The sequence below is a fragment of the Prosthecobacter sp. genome (assembly GCF_044232965.1).
Lineage (GTDB): Bacteria > Verrucomicrobiota > Verrucomicrobiia > Verrucomicrobiales > Verrucomicrobiaceae > Prosthecobacter.
This window is the reverse complement of record NZ_JBIIKX010000020.1, coordinates 30,318-52,417: the sequence shown is the minus strand read 5'-3', so window position 1 is coordinate 52,417 and position 22,100 is coordinate 30,318. Positions and strand designations below refer to the sequence as shown.

Below are 22,100 nucleotides of genomic sequence, written 5' to 3'. Positions count from 1 at the left end.
GAATTCATCGAAAGAGCCGCGTATTGTCTGCTCCCATGCTGCCGCGCTCCGTCATCCTATTCTTGCTCGCCTCCACGTCCGCCTTTGCGTGCTCGGTGCCGGTGTTTCGTTATGCTTTGGAACACTGGGAGGCGGATGCGTATCGCGTGACGGTGCCGCATGGAGCGAAGGTGGAAGGGAAGTTTAATGTGACGAGAGCGGACACGCCGAAAATCGAGCTGCGGCAGCCGGCCATCATGCGCAACGAGGAAGTGATCTGGTCGGCGGACTACAATGAGGCGAATGTGAAGACGCTGGTGGATTCGCCTGCGCGTCAGCAGATTGCCGAGCGCTTCGGCGCGGGTGAGAGCGCGGTGTGGGTGCTGCTGGAGTCCGGCGACAAGGCGAAGGATGAGCAGGCGATGAAATTTCTCGATGAGCGGCTGGAATATCTCTCTGGCGTCATGGAATTGCCGAAACTGGATCAGCAGGATGTCAAAAACGGCCTCGTGTCGGTTCCCGGCGATGGTTTGCGGCTGGCATTTTCGACGCTGCGGGTGAAACGGGACGATGCAGCCGAGAGCGCCTTCATCGCGATGCTGCTGGCGAGCGAGCCTGATCTACGGGGGATCGAAGAACCCATCGCATTCCCGATTTTTGGCCAGGGCAGGGTGCTTTATGCGCTCGTTGGCAAAGGGATCAAGGTGGAGACGGTGGATCGCGCGGCGCAGTTTCTCATCGGCTCATGCTCGTGTCAGGTGAAGGAGCAGAATCCAGGCGTGGATTTGGTGATGGCGGTGGATTGGAAGAAAATGGTGAAGGATCAGGCGATGCCGGGCCAGCAATTGCCGGAACTGAGCGAGATCGCCGATCTGCTGCCGCAGACGGTGAAGATCGGTGCGGAAACGAAGCCGGAGCCGGTGAGGAATGATCCGTGGCCGATGCTGCTCTTGGGTGCGGTCGTGGTTCTCGTGCTGGCTTTGCTGAAACGTTTTTGGACACGGCGCGGCTGAGCGTTATGCTCAGGCCGCATGCGAAACGCGATTTCAATTCTCACGGTGCTGCTTTGCGCGGCGTTTGTCGGTTCCAGCCTCGCGCAGGAGAAAAAACTCACTTCAGCCAAGGCGAAAGCGGCTTTTGACAGGGCTGACAAGTCACTGAATGCGGCCTGGGCGGAGGCGAAGAAGGTTTTGCCGGAGTCAGAGTTCAACAAGCTGAAGGAAGACCAGCGTGCCTGGGTGGAACACCGCGATTATTTGGCACGCTCGCCGATGTACACGGGTGCGGAGGGGCAGGATGAGCTGGCGCTGGATTCACCGGACTATCTGGAGACTGCGGCAGGACTGGCGGAGGAGCGCACGCAGTGGCTCAACGGTCTGGTGCGCGAGTGGGGCGAGGCTGAGACGCTTACGGGCGTGTGGACGGACAGTTACGGCGGCAGTGTCGAAATCGTGGAGCGCGAGGGGCAGCTTTATTTCGTGATTCAATGCGTGCGCGGGCCGACCTCGCATGTAGGCGGCCTCGCGGGTGTCGCGGTTTGGAATGACCCGATTGGCTGGTTCAGCGACAAGGGGCGAGAAGACGCCGGTGACGCTGAAGCCAATCTGAGCTTCATCTTGCGCGGGCATAAGCTGGAGGTCGTGGGTGCCAGCACCGGCTACTATCACGGTGCCCGTGCTTACTTCGATGGCGAATACGTCAAGACGAGTTCCTTGAGCGCGAAGGCGCAGGCGAAGATCGTGAAGTCTGCCAAGGCGGGCGAGGTGCCGGAGGAGTGAGGGCTTGAGAGGCAGGCGCAACCGGGCTATAGGAGACTCCTGTGAGCCAACCGTCTGTCATGACTCCCCATCCGCCGTTTAAACGTCGTCAGATTCTCAAACTCGTCGCGCTGACGGTGTTTGGCACGCTGGCGGCCTGGTATCTGGCCGCGTTGCTGAGCTTTGCGGGAAACTCATATGGTTTTAACAACCGCTTCTCCGAGATCGCTCTGGAACATCACTGGTGGTACTTGGTTTGGAGCAATCTGGTGGTGCTGAAGGGCTATCTGCTCGTGGCGGTGGGGTATGTGGCGCTGATTTATCCGTTGGTGCGTCTGTGGGGCAAGGCGCGGCCCTTTGGACGCTGGGGCATCGTGTGGCGCACGTTGCTGTTTGCGGGACTGCTCTACGGATTTTTCATCTTCAAGCTGATGCTGGAGAAGCCTTACTTTGGCGATTACAGCTACCTGCTGGGCTGGTATGACGCGATTGGGCAGTTCTGCGGCACCGGAGTCCAGACTGCGGTGCACGGTTTGATCACTCAGGTGTTTCCGATCACGGCGATGACCGCCGCCGCTGGCTTTTACCTCTTTGAACTGAGGAAATTCTTCGCACGCGCGGCTCGACCCATGTTGTTTAGCTTTGCCGCTGTGCTCGGCTGCTTGGCACTGCTGGCGGTGAGCGGTTATGGCATCAATCGCCTGCCAGAGGATGAGGCACTGCTGGCGGGTGGCAAAAAGCGGCCGAAAAACATCCTCATCCTGGGCTCGGACTCGCTGCGGGCGGATCATTTGTCCTGCAACGGCTACCACCGCATGACCTCGCCGAACATTGACAGCATTGCGGCGCAAGGGGTGAATTTTCAGCGCTGCCTGACGCCGATCGCCTCCACGCTGGAGTCGCTCACGTCGATGTTTTCTTCGCAGTATCCGCACACGCACGGAGTGCGGCACATGTTCCCAAGCCGGGCGATGGTGGACAACGCGAACCGTGAGGCTCCTTCGTTGGGCGGTGCATTGCAGAAGCTCGGCTATGACACGGCGGTGATCGGCGACTGGTGCGCATGCGGATTCAATGAGCTGCCGATGGGCTTCAAGGACATCATCGTCTCCGACTTCGACAACTTCCGCGTTTACCTGAGCGAGGTGGTCTTTCTGCATCACCAGATCCTGCCGCTGTTCTTCGACAACCGAGTGGGCCACAGCTTGTTCCCGAAGCTGAAGTCCTTCGCGAACTACATGACGCCCGAGGTGGTGACGGACCAGGTGATCGACCGGCTCAAGCAACGTGCGGAAGATGGTCAGCCCTTCCTGCTGCTCGGCTATTATTCCTGCACGCATCTGCCCTACAAGACGCCGACGCATTACGCGAAGCTATGGACGGACCCGAAGTATGACGGCCTGCACAAGCACGAGCTGGCGCTGAATGTGGACGAGTTCATCGGCAACACGGACATCAACGACAAGTGGAGCAAGCTGCCGCCGCAGGAGGTGGCGCAGATCACCGCGCTTTACGATGGCTGCACGCGCATGTTTGACGACTCCGTGGGCCGCGTGGTGAAGGAACTGGAGCGGCTGGGCCTGATGGATGACACGATCATTCTCATCACGGGAGATCATGGCGACGACCTGTTCGAACCGAACTGCACCTTTGGCCACGGCACGACCTTCAACGGCGGCGATCAGGCGAATCATGTGCCGGCCATCTTGCACATCCCCGGTCTGGAGAAGCCGCAGAAGCACACGCAGATCACTCGCACGATCGACTTCGCGCCGACGCTGCTTGATTTGGTCAAAGCAGCGCCCGAGTCACGTTTCGAGGGCACGAGCCTGGCACCGCTGATTCGTGGCGAGAAGAAGAGCCTGGATCTGGCCTACTTCGGCGAGACGAGCTACCTGTTCTTCCGTCGGAAGATTCCTGGCGAAGAACCTCTGTTCATTCCGCCGATGGATGAGACGACGTTCATTGATCCCGACTTCGACTTCCACTTTGTGCTCAAGGACAAGTTTCAGGACGCGGTTTTAAAAACGAAAGAGCAATGCGTGCGCACGGAGCGCTTCAAATATGTGCGCACACCGGGCATGCGGCATTCCATTGAGCGCTTGTTTGATCTGCGGGACGACCCGCACTGCGAGAAAGACATCAAAAAGCAGTATCCCGAGGTCAAGGCACGTCTCGCCGCCGCCTTGGATCGCTGGCTGACCACGCATCAACAAAGCACCACGCAGGAGATCTATGGCATTTTGGGCGAGGAAACCCTCCAGCCAGCCTCGGTGCCGTGAACGACGCTGATCTGCCGCATCTGGTCATCGGCGCGTGCATGAACGTGCATCGCGCGCTCGGCCCAGGTCTGACGCGGGACGCGTATGAGGAATGTCTGGCGCTGGAACTGCGGGAGCTGGAGTTTGACATTGAGCGCCAGGTGCCGCTGGCCTTCGACTATCGTGGCAAGCGGGTGAAAACCGCCACCCGGCTCGACTTTGTGGTGAACGGCGTCCTGCTGCTGCAAGTGCGGGCGCAGGAGATGCTTTCCAAGTTGGAGGAACAGCAGTTCGAGTCGTTGTTCAAACTCAGCAAGCTGCGCGCCGGGCTGATGGTGAATTTTCACGTGCCCACACTGCGCAAAGGCATTCGCCAGATCATGCGCAAGAGACGCGAGGAGTCCTGATCTAGCCGTTTTTATTTCTTTTGCTTCTGCGCCGGCTTGCTTTTCGCCGGTTCAGGTTGTTTGCCGCAGCGGGGCAGGATGAAGACCGCAATCATCAGCACGACTGCGGCGGTCGCGATGATCATGTATTTCTTGTTCCCGGGTTTGCCAGCCGAAGGCGGCTTGCGCGGAGGCGTGTAGGTCTTGCGTTGAACAGGCGGCGGCGTGCGGCGGCGTGCGGCTGCTGCTGCCACATGAGGACCGGGGGTGATGGGGATGGTGCTCGAAGTGGCATGGCGGGCTCCTGGCTGCGTTGCGGGCAGAGTCACCGGGGCTGAGACAGGCTGTGCGCTGAGACTCACCGGCGGTGTGCTGGAAACGGCTTCAGCAGGACTTTCTGAGCGGGGCGGCAGCTCGGGCAGGGGCGGAGCTTCGCGCCGCTCAAACAACTCACGGGCCGCCGCCGCCTTGCGAGGGCGTTGCTCGGGATCTGCCGCCATCAGGTGCATGACCCACGCGCACATCCATGAGGGCACATGATTGGCCAGCTTTTGCAGCGGCGCCAGATCGTGCCCGATGTGCTTGTGGCGGATTTCCTTGAGGGCTCGGCCATCAAAGGGTGGGCGGGCGGCCAGCGCCTCATATAACACGCAGCCAAGCGCATACACGTCTGTGCGGCGGCGCGTGGTGCCGTCCACCCACTGTTCCGGGGCGGTGCAGCGATAGGCGCGGACCTGCGCCTCTTTGGTGTCGTCCTTGGTGGCGAATCCCTGGCCAAAGCCTTGCAAGGTCACGCGCCATTCTGCGGCGGTTTTGCCGGTGATGCGCACATAGTCCGCCCGGATGCTGCCATGCACGACTGCTTGCTCATGCAGCGCGTCCAGTGCGTCGAGAAGCTGCAGGGCCACGACCTCAAATTCGTCTGCTGTGAGCGGTCCGCGTTCCAGCACAGCTTCCAAGGTCTCTCCCGACGGTGCTCCAGCGGTGATGAAATAAAAGCCATCCTTGTCCGTGCCGAAGTCCTCCGGCTTATCGATGCCGTTGCTCTCGATGCCTGCCAGCTGCGTGAACAACTCCTTCAATCCCTCGATTTCCTGGGCTTTTTGCGTCTTGAAACGCCTCAGACAGGCTTCCACTCCGCGTTTCTCGTCGCGGATCAGGAACAGCGTGCTGGCGGAATCCTCCTCCAGAGGACGCAGAATCTCAAAACGTGCGGGCATTCTGTAAAACTCGCGCTTGAGAGCGGATCGCGCAAGCTCCTTGCCACACTCCTTGTTTGCAGGCTAGATTTCTTGTTCCGACCTGCATGAGCGACTTTCTTGTCATCGACCACGTTTCCAAATCCTTCGGCTCCTTGCGGGCTGTGGATGACGTGTCGTTGTCGGTCTCCCAAGGAGAGGCGTTTGCGCTGCTCGGCCCCAGCGGCTGCGGCAAAACCACGCTGCTGCGCATGCTGGCCGGGTTTGAGCGGCCTGACAGCGGCCGGATTCTCCTCGGCGGGCAGGATTTGACTGCGCTGCCGCCGGAGCAGCGTCCGGTGAACACCGTGTTTCAAAACTACGCGCTCTTTCCGCATCTGAACGTGTGGGAGAACATCGCCTTCGGCCTGCGCATGAGCCGCCGCCCGCGTGAGGAGATCCGCGGTGGCGTGGATCGCATGCTGGAGCTGGTGCGGCTCTCCGAGCATGCTCGCAAACGTCCTTCTCAGCTCAGCGGTGGGCAACGGCAGCGCGTTGCCATCGCCCGCGCTCTGGTGAACCGCCCCCAGGTCTTGCTGCTCGACGAGCCGCTGGCCGCGCTCGATTTGAAGCTGCGCCAGCACATGCTCTTGGAGCTGAATGCCATCCACGAGCAGGTCGGCACGACTTTCATCTACGTCACCCACGACCAGGGCGAGGCCATGAGCCTGAGCGACCGCATCGCGGTCATGAACGAGGGCAAAGTGGAACAAGTGGATGCACCGGAGGCGCTGTATGAGTCTCCGCGCAGCAGCTTCGTCGCTACCTTCATCGGGGATGCAAACTTCTTCACCGGCACCGCCGTCGAGCTCCAGCACGAGGGCTACGTCCGCGTCATGATCGAGGGGCTGGGCAGTCCGCTCGTGATCAGCAACGGCGCGGTTTCATCCAACCAAACCCTGCGCCTCATGGTGCGCCCGGAAAAAATCAGCCTCACGCTCACACGCCCGCCCAGCGGCGAGCGTGTGAACGCCTTTCCAGGCGTCGTCGAGGACATCGCGTACTTTGGCCCGCACACACGTTATCGCATCCGCGCCGGTGAGCATCGCGTTCTGGCGCAGCTTCAGCGCAGCCGTTTCAGTGGCGGTGTGATCGAGCCTGCGTGTGGCGCCGAGGTGTGGATGAGTTTTCACCCCGATGAAGGCCGCGTGGTGATGCTGGAGGGCGGCGCATGATCTCCCGAAGCCCGAGTTCGAGACAATGGCTGCTCACGCTGCCTTCGCTGGCCTGGCTGGGCGTGTTTTTTGTCATTCCGGCCATTCTGATCGTCGTCACCGCGTTTCGCCCGGCGGATCTGCATGGGGGTGTCGGGGCAGGGGGGACGATGGAAAACATTGAGGCGCTGCGCGATCCAGCCTGGCTGCCCATCGTCTGGCGCACCGTGGCACTCAGCGCTGCCACCACGTTCATCTGTCTGGCGCTCGCGCTGCCGATGGCCTTTCACATGGCCCGGGTCGGGCCGCGCCTGCGGCAGATTTTGCTCCTGCTCGTTGTCATTCCCTTTCTCTCGAACTTCCTCATCCGCATCTTTGCCTGGAAATCCCTGCTGCATCCTGAAGGCCCGCTCACCAAGCTGCTCATCAGCCTTCACCTTGTGCTAGAGGATGCGCTGCTGCTGAACAACGTGGGCGCGGTGCTGCTGGTGATGATCTACACTCAGCTCCCATTCGCGATCCTGCCGCTCTACGCTGCGGCGGAGAAGTTTGATTTCAGCCTGCTCGATGCCGCGCGTGATCTCGGCGCGGGGCCGTGGCGCTCGTTTTCCAAAGTTTTCGTTCCTGGAGTCCGTCGTGGCCTCATTTCGGCGGCGGTGATGGTGTTTGTCTGCTCGCTCGGCCAGTACGTCATCCCGCAGATGGTGGGTGGTGCTTCGGATGAAATGATCGGCAGCAAGATCGCCCAGCGTGTGTTTGCGGACCGCAATCTGCCGCAGGCGAGCGCCCTGGCCGCCGCTTTGATGCTCGCGGTGCTCGTGCCGATGTTTGTGGTGGCCGCGTGGCAGCGTTTTGGCCGGAAGGAGGCCGCGTCATGAGGAAATCAGGGTTTCCAGCGCTGCTGACACTTGGCGTGATCGCGTTCCTCTTCGCGCCGCTGGTCGTGCTGGTCGTCAATTCCTTCAACGCCTCCCGTTTTGGCGGTGAGTGGGATGGTTTCACCTGGGGCTGGTATGAAAAGCTCTGGGCGGCGGATGAGGTATGGGAATCCCTCGCCATCACGCTCAAAATTGCTGTGTCCGCCTCGCTGGCCTCCATGCTGCTCGGCACGCTGGCGGCCTATGCGCTGCACCGCTTCCGCTCCGGGCTGCAAAGCGCGCATTCCATGCTCATCACGCTGCCTCTGGTCATGCCGGACATTCTCATGGGCATGTCGCTGCTGGCCTTGTTCGTCCTCACCGGCGTCGAAACCGGGCTGCTGACGATCTGGATCGCCCACGTCACGTTTTGCCTGAGTTTTGTCACCATGGTCGTGCTTGGGCGGTTGCAGGACTTCGATTTCACCCTGATCGACGCCGCCCGTGATCTCGGTGCCACACGGGTGCAGGCGGTGAAAAAGGTGCTCCTCCCGCTGCTGCTGCCCGGTGTGCTCGCCGGTGGCCTGCTGGCCTTCACGCTCTCGATCGACGACTACGTTATCACCTTCTTCGTCTCCGGTCCCGGCACCACCACGCTGCCGCTCCGAGTCGCCAGCATGATGCGCACCAGCCGCAGCCTGCCGGTCATCAACGCGCTCAGCACCCTGCTCATCGCCAGCACATTCCTGCTGGCAGCCCTCAGTTTCCGGCTGCAACGCCCGCTCAGGAGCGGAAACGCGGGGCAGTAAAACCGGCCGCAGTCGGTGATTTTCTCCTGGGCAAGTTGTCCCCTTGATTCACAAGGTTATGCACATATTAACATTTAAATTGTGAAGATGTTTAACAAATGTTAAATAAACCGTCATTCCCATGTCCACCGCGAACGTTCGCCGACATCTCCACGAGACCCGCAACCGCCCTGCCGGCATCAAGAACCGGCAGGACGTGCAGAAGGACCGTTTTCTGCTGCTTTTGAAGCGCTGGATCGGCGGGGCGCTCCTGGCTCCGGCCTGCTTGGTCACGGCCATCACACTCATCGTCATGCTCTGGCGGGCGGTCACGCGGATGGACTTCCTGCGCTCCGAGGAGTTCGTCTTTTTCTCCTTCGGTGGCCTGCTCTGGGGCCTGGCCTATCTGACGGGGCTGCGACCAGTGACGGCCTATGTTTTAGGCCATGAACTCAGCCACTACGTCACCGCCCGCATGTTTGGCGGACGGATTTTCGACTGGAAGGTCAGCGCGGCGGGCGGCTACGTCGAAACGGACAAATCGAACACCTGGATCACGCTCGCCCCGTATTTGGTGCCCTTTTACACGCTGATCATCATGGCGGTCTTCGGCTGCATCGGTCTGGCGCTGGACATGCAGGAGGCGCATGCCGTTTCCATCTGGAAATGGACCGTGAACTTGAAGCCGCTGCGCCTTCTTTACGCGCTGATCGGCCTCACCTGGTGCTTCCACGCCACCTACACGGTCAAAACGGTCATCGCCGAGCAGGGCGATCTCAAACGTAACGGCGAGTTCTTCTCGATGATGCTCATCTTCCTCATCAACGCCTTCCTGCTCATCGCCCTGTTCCTAGCCGCCTCGCCCGCGCCGGGATTGGGGCTTGCCGAGGTGTTGCGCTGCTGGTGGTCGGTGGCGGCGGGCATCTTTGGCTGGCTTCTGGGCTGGGTGTGGTGACGCGGCTGGACTTTGCCCGCATCTGTGTCAAATCCGGCTCCCATGCCCGAAGATGCCGAGATTCTGTCCGTCACCCAGCTCACCCGCGAGATCCGCGATGTGCTGGAGGGCCACATCGGCAGCGTGTGGGTCGAGGGTGAGATCAGCAACCACCGCCTGCAATCCTCCGGCCATCAATACTTCACCCTGAAGGACGCCGGAGCGCAGCTTTCCTGCGTGATGTTTCGCGGTGCCGCCGCCCGCAGCACAGCTCGCATTCACGATGGAGCGCTGATGCAGGTGCATGGCGAGATCAGCGTCTATGAGCCACGCGGCCAGTATCAGATGGTCGTCAAACAGGTGCAGGCGAAGGGCAAAGGCTCGCTGCAGGAGCGTTTCGAAGCCTTGAAGCGCCAACTGCATGCCGAGGGACTCTTCGATGAGGAGAGCAAGCGCCCCATCCCGCGTTTCCCGCGTGTGGTGGCCCTCGTCACCTCGCCCACCGGTGCCGCGATCCAGGACATGCTGAACATCCTCACGCGTCGCGCCCCGTGGGTGCGTGTGCTGGTGTTTCCCGTGCGTGTGCAAGGGCAGGGGGCCGAGCTAGAGATCGTCCGCGCTCTCCAAGTGCTCGGCAATGCCGAGGATTACGATCTTCCCGTACCGGACACGATTGTCGTCGGTCGCGGCGGCGGCAGTTTGGAGGATTTGTGGTGCTTCAACGAGGAAAGCCTCGCCCGCGCCATCGCCGCCTGCCCGATTCCGATCATCTCCGCCGTCGGGCATGAAATCGACTTCACCATTGCCGACTTCGTGGCCGATCTGCGCGCGCCCACGCCCAGCGCCGCCGCCGAATTGCTCGCGCCCGATGCCAGCGAGCTGCAACGCCACTTTGAAAGCATCGCCCGCACGCTCAAAGCGCGTGTCAGCACGCTGCTGGACCATCATCAGCACGTCATCGACCTCACCGCCAAAGGCCCGCTGCTGCACGCGCCGGAGCGCCTGCTCCAGCAGGCCGAGCAAAGCACCGACGAGGCCGAATCCCGCCTGCGCGATGCCCTGCGCGAGCGATTGCAGACTCTGACCGACGATCTCACGCAAAAGCAGCACGTCCTCGCCGCCCATCATCCCCGCGTGCAACTCGCCGAGGCCGTGCATCGCTCCGAAAACCTCTCTCAGCGCCTGCGCCAGAGCGTCCTGCACCGCCTCGACCGCCTCAACGACCGCCTGGAAGCCCGTGGCGAGTTATTGAAGCACATCGGCCCCGAATCCGTCCTCGCCCGCGGCTTCTCCTACACCACCAACGCCGAAGGCCGAGTGCTCTCCGACGCGGGAGAAGTGAGCGAAGGCGAGGAGCTGGTGACGCGTCTGGCGAAGGGCACGGTGAAGAGCGTGGTGAAAAGTTAGAAGTTAGACGTGAGAGGTCTGCTTCACCTTGATCTTCTGACCTCTGACTTCTAACACCTTCCCACCTCCGCCTCACGCTCTCCGCTTGAAACCCCCCACGTCCTGCGGCATGGACACCGCCCCTCTCACAACCATGTCCGCCGAACGAAAAACTCTCGAAGAACGCGCTCAGATGTCCGACATCGACCGCCTGCGCCACTCCTGTGCCCATGTGATGGCCACCGCCATCCTGCGCCTGTGGCCGAACGCCCAGTTCGCCTACGGTCCGCCCGTGGAGAACGGCTTCTACTACGACTTCGACCTGCCGGATCACCGCATCACGCCCGACGACTTCGAGAAGATCGAGGCGGAGATGAAAAAGATATCCAAAGAGAACCAGAAGTTCGAATGGAAGGGCATCAGCCGTGACGAGGCGAAGGCCATGGCCCAAAGCGGTCGTCTCGGCGGCCTGAGCGAGCGTCCGGGCAATCCCAGCGTGTTCAAACTCGACCTCATCGACAAAATTCCTGAAGGCGAGCAGATCAGTTGCTTCCAGAACGGCGACTTCATCGACCTCTGCGCCGGACCGCACGTCGGTTACAGCGGCAAGTGCAAGCATGTGAAAATCATGTCCGTCGCCAGCGCCTTTTACATGGGCGACGAGACCAAGCCGCAGCTCCAGCGCCTTTACGGCACCGCCTTCCCGACGAGCGAGGAACTCGCCAAGCATCTCGAACAACTCGAAGAAGCGAAGAAGCGCGACCACCGCAAGCTGGGCAAAGAATTGAAGCTCTTCCACATCGACGAGGACGTGGGCCAGGGTCTCATCCTCTGGACGCCGAACGGCGCGATCCTGCGTCAGGAGCTGCAAAACTTCATCAGCGAGGAACTGCGCAAGCAGGGCTACAGTCAGGTCTTCACGCCGCACATCGGCAAGACCGTGCTCTACAAGACCAGCGGCCACTTCCCTTACTACAAGGACAGCCAGTTCGCACCGGTCATCGAGAACGATGATCTCGCGAAGGTCATCAAGGAAGGCTGCGGCTGCTGCGAGGTCATGGAGCGCCTCGGCGCCGTCTCCGCGAAGTTGCGCAGCCAGCTCAATGAGCGTGCGGGCACGGAAGTCGTCTCCGAGGACCGCGTGATGGCCGATGACAAGCTGCTCGACGGCTTCTTGCTGAAGCCGATGAACTGCCCGCATCACATCAAAATTTACGACAGCCAGCCGCGCAGCTATCGCGACCTGCCGGTGCGCCTCGCCGAATTCGGCACGGTGTATCGCTGGGAGCAAAGCGGTGAGCTCAACGGCATGACCCGCGTCCGCGGCTTCACGCAGGACGACGCCCATCTCTTCTGCACCGAGGAACAAGTCGCCGCCGAAGTCCTCGGCTGCCTCAGCCTCGTCAAAATCGTGCTCAACACTCTCGGCATGACCGATTACCGCGTCCGCGTCGGCCTGCGTGATCCCGACAGCAGCAAATTCACCGGCGATCCCGCCAAGTGGGACGCCGCTGAAGAAGCCTGCCGCAAAGCCGCCGCCACGCTTGGTGTTCCGTTCACCGAAGAGCCTGGCGAGGCCGCGTTCTACGGCCCGAAGATCGACTTCGTCATCAAGGACGTCATCGGTCGCGAATGGCAGCTCGGCACCGTGCAGGTGGACTACGTACTGCCCGTGCGCTTCGACCTCCACTACAACGGTCCCGACAACAAGCCGCACCGCCCCGTCATGATCCATCGCGCCCCCTTCGGCAGCATGGAGCGTTTCTGCGGCGTGCTTATCGAGCACTTCGCCGGTCATTTCCCCACCTGGCTTGCGCCGGAGCAGGTTCGCATCCTCACCATCAGCGAAAAGGCCGACGCTTTCGCCGAGGAAACCTACGCCCAGCTCAAGGCTGCCGGCCTGCGCGTCGCCCTCAACAACGACGCCGACAAAATCGGTGCCAAGATCCGCAACGCCCAGCTCGACAAGATCCCTTACATGCTCGTCGTCGGTGAAAAGGAAGCCGCCGTGCAGAGTGTCGCCGTTCGCCACAGCAAAAAGGGCGATCTCGGCGTCAAACCCATCGCCGACTTCCTCACCGAGATCACGGCGGAGGTGAAGGAGCGCAGGTTGTGATCGCTGACTGAGTGATCAGAAAAGAATGGCGTTTGAGTCGTCTCTTCGGTTAAAAGAGGTTCCATGAGATTTTGGAAATGACTGCTGCCATGCCTTGGGCTGCTGGCGTTGGGGAGATCCCTTTCTCAGGTGGCACCGGAGATTCGTCGCGGCGTTTACAAGGGCCGGGAGGTTCAATTTCCGCAGGACGCGCGGCAGTTCCGCGGCTTGCGGCATTACGGCCGGAACCTGCCGGTGTGGAAGGTGTCTGACGAGCTGCCGAAGGATGTCTTCACCTTTGCGCGGTTGTGCTATCCCTTTCGCCGAGGCTTGCGCTGGACGGCGGGCTATACCGAGACCGAGCTGAATTTCTTCTGGCGGCTGCATCAGCTCACCTCGGTGCAGGTGAATCCGTTCCCGGTCATCATCGACATCGACGCCGGGCAGCTCCGCCACCATCCCTTCCTCTACGTCTCCGAGCCGAGCAACATGGACATCAGCGACGAGCAGGCGCGTGTACTGCGCGAGTACATGCTCAAGGGCGGCTTCATCCTGATGGATGACTTCTTGGGCGGGAAGGAATGGAAGGTATTTGCACCGACCTTCAAGAAGATCTTGCCGGACCGCGGCTTCACCGAGCTGAAGCCGGATCATCCTGCTTTTTACAGCGTCTTCGATCTTTCGCAGCCACCACAGGTGCACAGCAATGTCTATTGGGAGGAAATGCGTCGGCAGGGGCGGACGAACATGCACAACGAAATTCGCCCCGATGCCGCCCAGCCCATCTTCCGCGCCGTGCATGATGATCGTGGCCGCATGGTCATGCTGATCTGCCTCAACAACGACCTCGGCGACGGCTGGGAGCAGGAGCAGGAGCAGAGCGATCCGTGGTATTTCAGCAACGTCTCCGAGAAGCACGCGTATCCGCTGGGCATCAACATCGTGTTTTATGCTCTGACGCATTAGCGTCGTGACGAACGCGTTCATACCGCGAGAGTTCGGATAACCGCAGAGCGCGGATGCAGAAGGGGCTTTTCTGCGGTGCCTCTCTCCCGCTTCTCCGCTCATCATCTTGGATGAATCACATCCGTGGGCCGTGTTTGAAAACGATCTTGGGCTTCGAAAGCTGCGCCAGCAAAGTGGCTAACTCGCTCCGTCGAACCGACTGAAGGGAGATAGCCAGCCGTAGGCTGCCCGCAGGGTGGAGCGAAGCGACAGCAAATGAGCAAAGCTGTCCCGGTGACACCAGGGTTCTGTTGATTGGGGCAACCGCTCAGCCAGCCACCCACTGAGTTCCTCTCGCGGAGCGAGAGGACTACTTTGCTTCGCCTGAGCGTTTGCCTTCGGTTTTCAAATCGGGCCTAACCTTCGATCAGGAAATCTCGGGTGATCTGGCTGATGGAGGCGGTGCCGGCTTGGCGCATGTCGATCTGGAGTTCCTTGCGCAGGAGCGTGAGAACGGTCTCGACACCGGCTTGGCCGAAGGCGGCCAGGCCCCACAAATACGGACGACCGACGCAGACGGCACGGGCACCCATGGCGAGTGCTTTGAAGAAGTCGGTGCCGCGGCGGAAGCCGCCATCCACGAGCACGGGGACCTTGCCGTTCACGGCGGCGATGACTTCGGGCAGGCAGTCGATGCTGGCGCGTTTGCTATCCTCGCTGCGGCCACCGTGGTTGGAGACGATGATGCCATCGGCACCGTGTTCGAGCGCGAGGAGGGCATCCTCACGCGTGACGATGCCTTTGATGACGAGCTTCATCGTGGTGAGTTCCTTCAGGCGCGGCAGCACATCCCAGGTCATGTCGAGCGGCAACTGCGTGGTGACTTTGGAGAGGTCGAGACCTTCAAACATCGGCCGGCGGCTGGCGACGGCGTTGTAAACAAAGCCGCCGATGTGGCAGTCGGTGCATTTCACCGGGGCGGCGCGGCGCAGCTTGAAGAGCGTGTCGCGCAGCGCGCCGTTTTGGGAATCGACCGTGAGCACCATGACGGGGCAGTCGGCTTTCTCTGCACGTTTGACGACGGCCTTGGTGACGTTCCAGTCGTCGGTGGGATAAAGCTGAAACCACGCGGGATGGCCGAGCGCCTCATTCACGGCCTCGATGGGCGTGGAGCTGTGGGTGGAGACGATCAGGTTGTGCTTCTGGGCCGCTGCGGCACGCGCCACCGGGATCTCGCCCTCAGGATGAAACGCCCGCTGACTGCCGACGGGGGAGAGCATGATGGGCGAGTCCCAGGTGGTGCCATAGAGCGTCACGGACATGTCCACCTTTTTCACATCGACCAAACGCCGCGTGCGGAGCTGGTAGCGGGCAAAGGCATCGCGGTTCGCCTTCAGCGTGGAGTCATCCGTGACGCCGGTGGCGAGGTAGCCGTAATGCCAGGGCGGGAGGTTCTGGCGCGCCACGTCCTCGAACTCCAGCACGTTCACCGCCTGATCGGCAGCGGTGATCAGGTCTTCGCCCTTGGCAATGCCGTTGAGAAGAGCTGCCCATCCACCCGCTGCGAGGGCCGGGCTGGTGGCCAGCATGCGCAGAAACTGTCGGCGGCCAGGGGCTTCGTTCATCATCGGTAGGGAGTTGGGTTGCGTGCCAGGAAAGCGGCACGCCTCCTCGTCCGCACGGTTGAGGCTGTCAATTTTCTTCAAGTCGGCTGGATGCTGGATGCTGGATGCTGGATGCTGGATGCTGGATGCTGGAGAGCCTGCGGCTCGGGACATTGAATCAGCGGCGTTTGGCCACCGAGTTCGCGGAGGGCATCGAGTTTACAGACAGAAACGCCGTGGCCACTTTGGCTACAGTCAGCGCTCCATTGTTCGGATTTAACGCTGAGCAATCGAACTCAGCGTGCCTTGAGTGTGGCACAGGCAGTATCTGTCTCTGGTAAAAGGTGAGGGGTAAAAAATGAAAACAGAGGCTCCCATCTGTTACCCACCATCTTTTACCAGCCACGGTAAATTGGTCAGGAGAGGCGGAGGAGCCGTGGGGGCGGAGAGATTTAGAAAGGCTCTGCCGCCTTTGCCTTGTTGCCCCTCTGCGGCCTCAGCGAAAGTGCCCGGTGCGGGTGTGTTCCCGACCGTGGGGAGAGGCTCGTTTATTGGCGGGGAGGCAAGCGGCATGCGGAAAAGGCATGCGGTAATCCGGCGCAGGCACGCCTTTTTTTGGTTCAGGCAAGCTTTTCTGCGGCAAAGGCACGCCTTTTTTCGATTCAGGCAAGCCTTTCTCCAGCAAAGGCACGCCTTTTTTCGGATCAGGCTAACCTTTCTCCCGCAAAGGCATGCCTTTCTGTCCGAAACTTCCTCCTTTTTTCCACTCAGGAGGAACCTTTTGGGAAAAAGGGGAGGCTTTTTCCGGTTCAGGGACTCCTTTCTGCCGAGATGGAGCCTCCTTTTTCGGTTCAGGCATGCCTTGTCGCGGCTCAGGCGTGGTTTTTTCTCCTTCTGGCCTGCCTGGGGAGGCGCAGGCTTCCCGGTGTCGGGAGCGAGTTTGGCACCCGGCGCGGTCGGGCGAAATCGCGGGCCGTTGGGAGCCCAGGATCGAGCCGCTGGACCCGCCGTGGCCAAATTGAGCGTCCTTCGGCGTGGGTTTCTTCGCCGTGCTCCTGTAGAGAGGAACGCGAAGCAGGACACTGCTTGTCACGCCGTTGCAGCCTGATCGCAGTGCCGTGAGTCGAGTTGCTTGGCTTTCAACGTTGGCACAGGTTTATGGCCTTAATGCCAACTTACCGCGTTGATCGTTCAGAAGACCAAGCTGTTCCAATCTCACTGCGGTAGCTCCGAACGAGACGCCAAACTTTCTCGCCAAATCTCTACAAATTAATTCAAAGGCTGCTTGGTTGCCTGGCTGTCCATCAACAAAGATCAAGCCATGGCCTTTGTTCCGCATGTCGAGTCTCTCCCAGACTGTTGCGACCGCTTCGGTGAATGAAGTGCGAGGCATTAAAAGCGAAGCAGCAAACCTGTTGGCCTGCCACTCCAACTTTTTCACATCTGTCATTTCGATGAATCCTTTTGGGATGCCCTCCAAATCGTCTGCCTCACAAGTGTCCAATTTCAAGTAACGCTGGTGACCCAGATAGTAGTGACCGAGTTCGTGGGCCAAAGTGAAGCGTAGTTGCTGCTCGTCTTTTGCGTTCTGAAGAAATAGCTCGATGATTTTGTCATCAAACACTATTCGACCCAAGGTGTGTTTGTTGACCGCCAGGCCTTCGGTCGTTCGATGTTTTATCACTTTGAGGCCGGACTTTCGATTCTCCAGATCGCACAGCGCATCCAAATCAAGCGCTGTGCCTGAAGAATGCAAAATTCCTGCGGTTAGCCGTGCCGCATCTTCAATTACAGTCTCTTCAAGGTATGGAACATTTCCGCCGATTCTTTTGATTTCGGTTTCAATTTTCGACAAATCAGCAAGAGCACTGTCTGATGCCAAATTGCGGAAAAACTCCCAAACTGATGTGGTTGTCCCGTGTGTGGAATCACATACCAGATCCAAAACAGGGGATTCAAATTCCTCATCTGTCATCACTGCGGCAAGTTCTTGGAGGGACTTGCTTGGAACGGAGATGATGTTCGCAGATGTGGTGCGTTCGAGTATCCATTTGTGACGACTTGGTGCGAAATATCTCAATAATCCCATGCCTCTATTTTTGGCGAGTGCGTGAGCGCTCTTCTGGAAGCCGCCGCGTGTTGCAATAATGCCTTTGTGGGCCTGAATCTGTTTCAGCTTGTCATGAAATTCCTCCACGTCATCCACTGGAACTGCATGGTTGTAGTCTTTGCATTCTATGACGTAGAGCAGTGCAGGTCTGTCGGCTCCTGGCGTCCAAATCTCGATAGACAGATCAAACGTTATATCGCTTCCACGGTCTCGTGAATGGTATTTTGGCTTGGGCAGGAGTCTGCAATAGTCTTTCTTGGCCCAGAAGTCCCCATTGTCGATGAGCCGTTTGAATAACTCATAAATAGCAGCTTCAAGCTTGTCACCTTTAGCTGTTGTATTCATAGCGAAGCTTTTTGAGGGAAGTGGCTGAGGCAAGCCTTTCAGCATGTGTCACAAATGGACGTCACCAAGAAGCCACCACCTCATACGCGTAGCCGCGGAGGTATTCGGTTTCGGGGATGGTGGCGAGGATGGGGTGGTCGGGGCGCTGGGTGTAGGTGGTGACGCGGCGGAGCGTCTTCTTCGCATCGACGGCGGCGTCGGTGATGCTGCTGTGGAATTCCTCGGCGCTGACGTGGTGGGAGCAGGTGAAGGTGGCGAAGATGCCGCCGGGCTCGAGCATCTTCATGGCGCGGAGGTGGATCTCCTTGTAGCCGCGTAGCGCATCGCGCACGGAGCTTTTGGTTTTGGTGAAGGAGGGCGGATCGAGGATGATCAAGTCGTAGCGGGCGGCGGCGGCTTCGTTGCGCTTGAGGAAGTCGAAGCAGTTTTCGGCGATGCATTCAATCTTCGTGCCGGAGATGGCGGCGTTTTGTTTCGCAACCTCAGTGGCGGATTCACTGATGTCCACGGCGGTGACTTCGCTGGCTCCGGCGAGGGCGCAGGCCTGGGCGAAGCCGCCTTGATTGGAGAAGCAGTCGAGGACGCGGCGGCCTTTGGCCAAAGCGGAGACAAGCTGGTAGTTGTCGAGCTGATCGAGGTAGAGGCCGGTCTTCTGGCCTTCGAGGAGGTCGGCGTGGAAAGCGCTGCCCTGATAACGGACGACGTAGGGCGCGGGTGTCTCGCCGCTGATGACGCCTTTGATGAGTTCCATGCCTTCGGCTTTGCGCACGGCACCTTCGTTGCGCTCGACGATGCCGCGTGGCTTGAGGATGTCGTTGAGGGCCTGGATGATGAGGTCTTTGCGCAGATCCATCGCGAGGGTGAGCGTCTGGAGCACGAGGAAGTCGCCGTAGCGGTCAATGATGACACCGGGAAGGCCGTCGGACTCGCTCCAGACGATGCGGCAGAGGTTCAGATCGACGCCAGCGGCTTCGCGCACCTTGATGGCGCGCTGGATGCGGCGGGTGAAGAAGTCGAGATCGAGATCCTGGCGGCGGTAGGAGAAGAGACGCGCGGAGATCTGCGACTGCGGATTGTAGATGGCGCTGCCGAGGGGCTTGCCGCGCACGTCTTGGAGATGGACGACGTCGCCGGGCTTGGGATCGCCGAAGCGCTTCTGGATTTCGGTGGCGTACACCCAGAGGTGACCGTGGAAGAGGCGGGCGCGGGGCTGGACGGTAAGGGTGGGCATGAGCCGTCGTTATCGCAGTCAGACGATAGATGCAAGGCCCCTCACCCTAGCCCTCTCCCCAGAGGGGCGAGGGAAACCTGAGTTTGATCACACTGAGACGACCGCTTTGATCACACGGGCCTCGGGCAACAACCACGCGCCCATCTGCGCAGGCAGCTCACCGAACTCGCACCTATGGCTGATCCAGGGGCGGGTGTTGATCTGGCCGGACTGGATCATGGCGAGGATGCGCGGGAAGTCGGAAGCGACGGCGTTGCGGCTGGCGAGGAGGGTCAGCTCGCGGCGGTGGAAGAGGGGATCGTCGATGAGGACGGGTTCCTTGGTGATGCCGACATAAACGATGCGACCGGTGAAGCGGGCGAAGCGCAGCGTTGTAGCCATGGAGCTGGGATTGCCGGTGGCATCGAAGACGATCTGGAAGGCGGGCGCGTCGGGCAATGATGCGACGACTTGAACGCCGGGGTAGTGCTGCGCGACGAACTCACGGCGGGCGGCGTTGAGCTCGAGGATGGTGATGGCAGCGTTCGCAGCGCGGGCGAATTCGAGGACGGTGAGGCCGATGGGGCCGGCGCCGATGATGAGGACATCGTCAGCAGCGGTGACCTGGGCGCGGTTCACCGCATGGCAGCCGATGGCGAGGGTTTCGACGAGGGCGAGCTGCTCGAAGTCGAGCGCGTTGCAGGGATGGAGCTTATGCGCGGGAAGAATCATGCGCTCGCGCATGCCGCCGTCGCAATGGACTCCGAGGACTTGGAGCGTTTCGCAGCAGTTGGTGCTGCCGCGAAGGCAGGCGTGGCAGGTGCCGCAGTTGAGGTAAGGCTCGACGGAGCAGCGGTCGCCGACCAGGAGATGCGTGACGCCTTCACCAACGGCGAGGACTTCGACGCCGAGTTCATGCCCAAGGATGCGTGGGAACTCGATGAACGGCATCTTGCCGAGGTAACCGCTGAAGTCAGTGCCGCAGATGCCGATGGCGCGGATGGCGACAAGGGCTTCACCTTGTTGCGGAGAGGCTGCTTCGGGGAGCGTGGTCCAGATGAAGGTTTTGGCGGCGGTGAGGGTGAGGGAGCGCATGGAAACGACGAATGACGAATGACGAACCTTTGACGGTCGTTTTCGTGGGCTTTTAACGGGCTTGGTAGCGGCCGTTTGCCACGGTGACTTGCGGGACGCGGTGCTCTTTATCGAAGAGGTCGTGAGCGGTGCGGAGGTTTTGCCAGAAGTCGCGGTGCGGGGTGTTTTGCTCTTTTTGTATGCGCTCTTCGGTCATGCGGAAGGGGAAGCTGTGAACGGGCACCTCGGAGCTTTTTTGGAGGGCGGCCTCGACGATGAGGTAGATCTCTTCGATGAGGGGATCGGTCATGGCGAAGCAGCCGATGCTGACGGTGTTGCCATGCACCATGATGAAGCTGCCGGTGCGCTGGTGATGAAGGTCGTAGGCGTTGGGGTAGCCGATGTTGAAGGAGAGATGGTAGCTGCTGGCGGGATTGAGCTGCTGCTTCGTGACGCTGTAAAAGCCTTCGGGTGCCTGCATGTCGCCCTCTTTGGTTTTCGGACCGAGAGAGCCGGAGAAGCAGGCGATTGGGTAGGTGCGAAAGAGCTGCCAGCCTTGGTTGTTTTTGATCCAAAGTTCGAGCTCGCGGCTTTCTTTAAAAATGCGGATGAAGGCGGGCTGGCCGAGCTCGAGCTGTTTGGCGGCGAGTTCGTCGTCTAGCTTGGGCAAAAGACGAGAGCGCACGTTGGTGAGGCGGTCTGCGGCGTTCATGGGCTGCCATTGTTCCGGCGGGGGCGGAAGAGCGTAAGGCAGGGAAAGGTGATCACGGGTGATGATCTGCATGACGTGGGATGTGCCAAGGCGGACAGGTTTCAACGAGTATAACCATGCGATCAACACACCAGAGGCGATGAGCACCACCGCGGTGAGAATGGCGCGCCGTCTCATACGCGAAGGTCTGAATCAAGCCCCCGGCGTGGGAACAGGTGCCGGAGCCTTGCCGCGCACGATGTTCATCGCGCCATTCAACTCACCTCCGGGCTCGATGGAGACGGAGCGGGCGGTGACATCACCATTGACGGAGCCGTTGCCGCCGATGAGCACGAGGCCGGTGCAGTAGATGGTGCCGGTGATGCGGGCTTGTATATCGACCTCGGCGGCATGTACGGGATTGAGGAAGGCCACATCGGCTCCTTTTTCGACGACAAAACGCTGGCAGCGGATTTCGCCAATTATGCTGCCGGTGGTGCGGAAGGCGGCGTCGCCGGAGCAGGTGACGTTGGCTTCGATGATGCCGTGGCATTCGAGATCACGGCAATGCACGCTGCTGGTGGAAAGGCGGCCGCGTTTGCGGACGAGCACATCACCGCGTGTTTTGACAGGCTGCGTGGAGGTCATGTTGATCTCCACATCTTCGAGCGAGATGTAAGCGCCGCAGGCAGGGCAGTTGGCGGATTTGGCGGAGCGTCCGGTCTTGAATTTGTGTCCGCAGTCGAAGCACTCGGCGTCCTTGAAGTACTGGTTCCGGTACATGCCCTGCTCCTTCATTTTTTGCAGCGAGCTGGCGGTTTGCAGCGCGGGGGATGGCGTGGGAGGCGGAGAATTGGACTGCGGCCGACGCATCTGCGTGGTGCCGGTGTCTTGCGCTTCCTGCTCCAGCGCCAGTTCCTGCTGTTTGGGGGCGGAGGTGTCCGCTGGCTGAGCCTGGCTTTGCAGGTAGGCTCCAAAACCCTCAACAGCGGAGAGCGGGTTTTCTGCCGGGGCGGCAGGCGGTGTGGCGGTGGTGCTGGCCTCAGCTTTGGGCGGTGCTGGTTCGGCCGGCTTGGCGGGTGGCGGCGCTTCATCCGCCCAAGGATCGGCCATGCCTGCGCCGGCACCAGAGCGGGTGACTTCCGAGGCGGTCACGCGCTTTTTCTGCACGGTGAGATGCACCCCGCATTTTTTACAAAACGTGGAAACGACAAGGCGCGGCTCGTATTGACCCGCGCCGCATGACGGACACACCACCTCGATTTGATTCTTTGGCGTTGTGGGCA

At 60.5% G+C, this 22,100-nt stretch carries 18 protein-coding genes; 11 read left to right on the top strand and 7 right to left on the bottom strand.

Features of this window, described 5'->3' with window-relative positions; genetic code table 11:
* The first annotated feature begins 35 nt into the window (after positions 1–35).
* Genes ACILSI_RS10905 through ACILSI_RS10890 form a run of 4 tightly spaced genes read left to right on the top strand, consistent with a single transcriptional unit; the run spans position 36 to position 4,404 of the window.
* Positions 36–992, top strand: a complete 957-nt coding sequence (locus ACILSI_RS10905; RefSeq protein ID WP_395721907.1) for a hypothetical protein — start codon at positions 36–38, stop codon at positions 990–992.
* Positions 993–1,010: 18 nt separating this feature from the next.
* A complete protein-coding gene (locus tag ACILSI_RS10900; protein WP_395721906.1) occupies positions 1,011–1,757 on the top strand; it encodes a lysozyme inhibitor LprI family protein in 747 nt (248 codons plus the stop codon).
* 59 nt (positions 1,758–1,816) lie between these two features.
* Entirely contained in the window at positions 1,817–4,018 is a 2,202-nt protein-coding gene (locus tag ACILSI_RS10895) for a sulfatase (RefSeq protein WP_395721905.1), read from the top strand.
* A complete protein-coding gene (locus ACILSI_RS10890; RefSeq protein ID WP_395721904.1) occupies positions 4,015–4,404 on the top strand; it encodes a GxxExxY protein in 390 nt (129 codons plus the stop codon). Before ACILSI_RS10895 ends, ACILSI_RS10890 begins: the two co-directional genes overlap by 4 nt.
* Before the next feature lie 11 nt (positions 4,405–4,415).
* Here the strand turns inward: ACILSI_RS10890 and ACILSI_RS10885 are convergent, their stop codons facing one another.
* On the bottom strand, positions 4,416–5,603 hold the full coding sequence (locus ACILSI_RS10885) for a serine/threonine protein kinase (protein WP_395721903.1): 1,188 nt from the start codon (positions 5,601–5,603) through the stop codon (positions 4,416–4,418).
* A gap of 86 nt (positions 5,604–5,689) precedes the next feature.
* Between ACILSI_RS10885 and ACILSI_RS10880 the strand changes: the two genes are divergently transcribed.
* From ACILSI_RS10880 to ACILSI_RS10850, 7 genes are all read left to right on the top strand, one after another.
* Positions 5,690–6,796 carry an ABC transporter ATP-binding protein gene (locus tag ACILSI_RS10880; RefSeq protein ID WP_395721902.1) on the top strand — a complete coding sequence of 369 codons (1,107 nt, stop codon included), beginning with the start codon at positions 5,690–5,692 and terminating at the stop codon, positions 6,794–6,796.
* On the top strand, positions 6,793–7,653 hold the full coding sequence (locus ACILSI_RS10875; protein WP_395721901.1) for an ABC transporter permease: 861 nt from the start codon (positions 6,793–6,795) through the stop codon (positions 7,651–7,653). The genes ACILSI_RS10880 and ACILSI_RS10875 overlap by 4 nt, the downstream gene beginning before the upstream one ends.
* Positions 7,650–8,441, top strand: a complete 792-nt coding sequence (locus ACILSI_RS10870) for an ABC transporter permease (protein ID WP_395721900.1) — start codon at positions 7,650–7,652, stop codon at positions 8,439–8,441. Before ACILSI_RS10875 ends, ACILSI_RS10870 begins: the two co-directional genes overlap by 4 nt.
* A gap of 121 nt (positions 8,442–8,562) precedes the next feature.
* Positions 8,563–9,375 (top strand): hypothetical protein, encoded by an 813-nt coding sequence (locus ACILSI_RS10865; RefSeq protein ID WP_395721899.1) that lies wholly within the window; start codon positions 8,563–8,565, stop codon positions 9,373–9,375.
* 42 nt (positions 9,376–9,417) lie between these two features.
* Entirely contained in the window at positions 9,418–10,761 is a 1,344-nt protein-coding gene (xseA, locus tag ACILSI_RS10860) for an exodeoxyribonuclease VII large subunit (RefSeq protein ID WP_395721898.1), read from the top strand.
* A 133-nt stretch (positions 10,762–10,894) separates the two neighbouring features.
* Positions 10,895–12,856 carry a threonine--tRNA ligase gene (gene thrS / locus ACILSI_RS10855; protein WP_395721897.1) on the top strand — a complete coding sequence of 654 codons (1,962 nt, stop codon included), beginning with the start codon at positions 10,895–10,897 and terminating at the stop codon, positions 12,854–12,856.
* Positions 12,857–12,985: 129 nt separating this feature from the next.
* Positions 12,986–13,801 carry a DUF4159 domain-containing protein gene (locus ACILSI_RS10850; RefSeq protein WP_395721896.1) on the top strand — a complete coding sequence of 272 codons (816 nt, stop codon included), beginning with the start codon at positions 12,986–12,988 and terminating at the stop codon, positions 13,799–13,801.
* A gap of 395 nt (positions 13,802–14,196) precedes the next feature.
* Here the strand turns inward: ACILSI_RS10850 and ACILSI_RS10845 are convergent, their stop codons facing one another.
* From ACILSI_RS10845 to ACILSI_RS10820, 6 genes are all read right to left on the bottom strand, one after another.
* The gene (locus tag ACILSI_RS10845; protein ID WP_395721895.1) at positions 14,197–15,558 is read right to left on the bottom strand and encodes an alpha-hydroxy acid oxidase; all 1,362 of its coding nucleotides are present in this window, start codon (positions 15,556–15,558) and stop codon (positions 14,197–14,199) included.
* A 982-nt stretch (positions 15,559–16,540) separates the two neighbouring features.
* Entirely contained in the window at positions 16,541–17,884 is a 1,344-nt protein-coding gene (locus ACILSI_RS10840; RefSeq protein ID WP_395721894.1) for an ImmA/IrrE family metallo-endopeptidase, read from the bottom strand.
* A 16-nt stretch (positions 17,885–17,900) separates the two neighbouring features.
* On the bottom strand, positions 17,901–19,070 hold the full coding sequence (locus ACILSI_RS10835) for a class I SAM-dependent rRNA methyltransferase (protein WP_395721893.1): 1,170 nt from the start codon (positions 19,068–19,070) through the stop codon (positions 17,901–17,903).
* An 87-nt stretch (positions 19,071–19,157) separates the two neighbouring features.
* Positions 19,158–20,144: a zinc-binding alcohol dehydrogenase family protein gene (locus tag ACILSI_RS10830; RefSeq protein ID WP_395721892.1), complete on the bottom strand. Its 987-nt coding sequence runs from the start codon at positions 20,142–20,144 to the stop codon at positions 19,158–19,160.
* 52 nt (positions 20,145–20,196) lie between these two features.
* A complete protein-coding gene (locus ACILSI_RS10825; protein WP_395721891.1) occupies positions 20,197–20,907 on the bottom strand; it encodes a murein L,D-transpeptidase family protein in 711 nt (236 codons plus the stop codon).
* 120 nt (positions 20,908–21,027) lie between these two features.
* Complete coding sequence (locus ACILSI_RS10820) at positions 21,028–21,984, bottom strand: polymer-forming cytoskeletal protein (RefSeq protein ID WP_395721890.1); 957 nt, start codon at positions 21,982–21,984, stop codon at positions 21,028–21,030.
* Positions 21,985–22,100 lie beyond the last annotated feature (116 nt).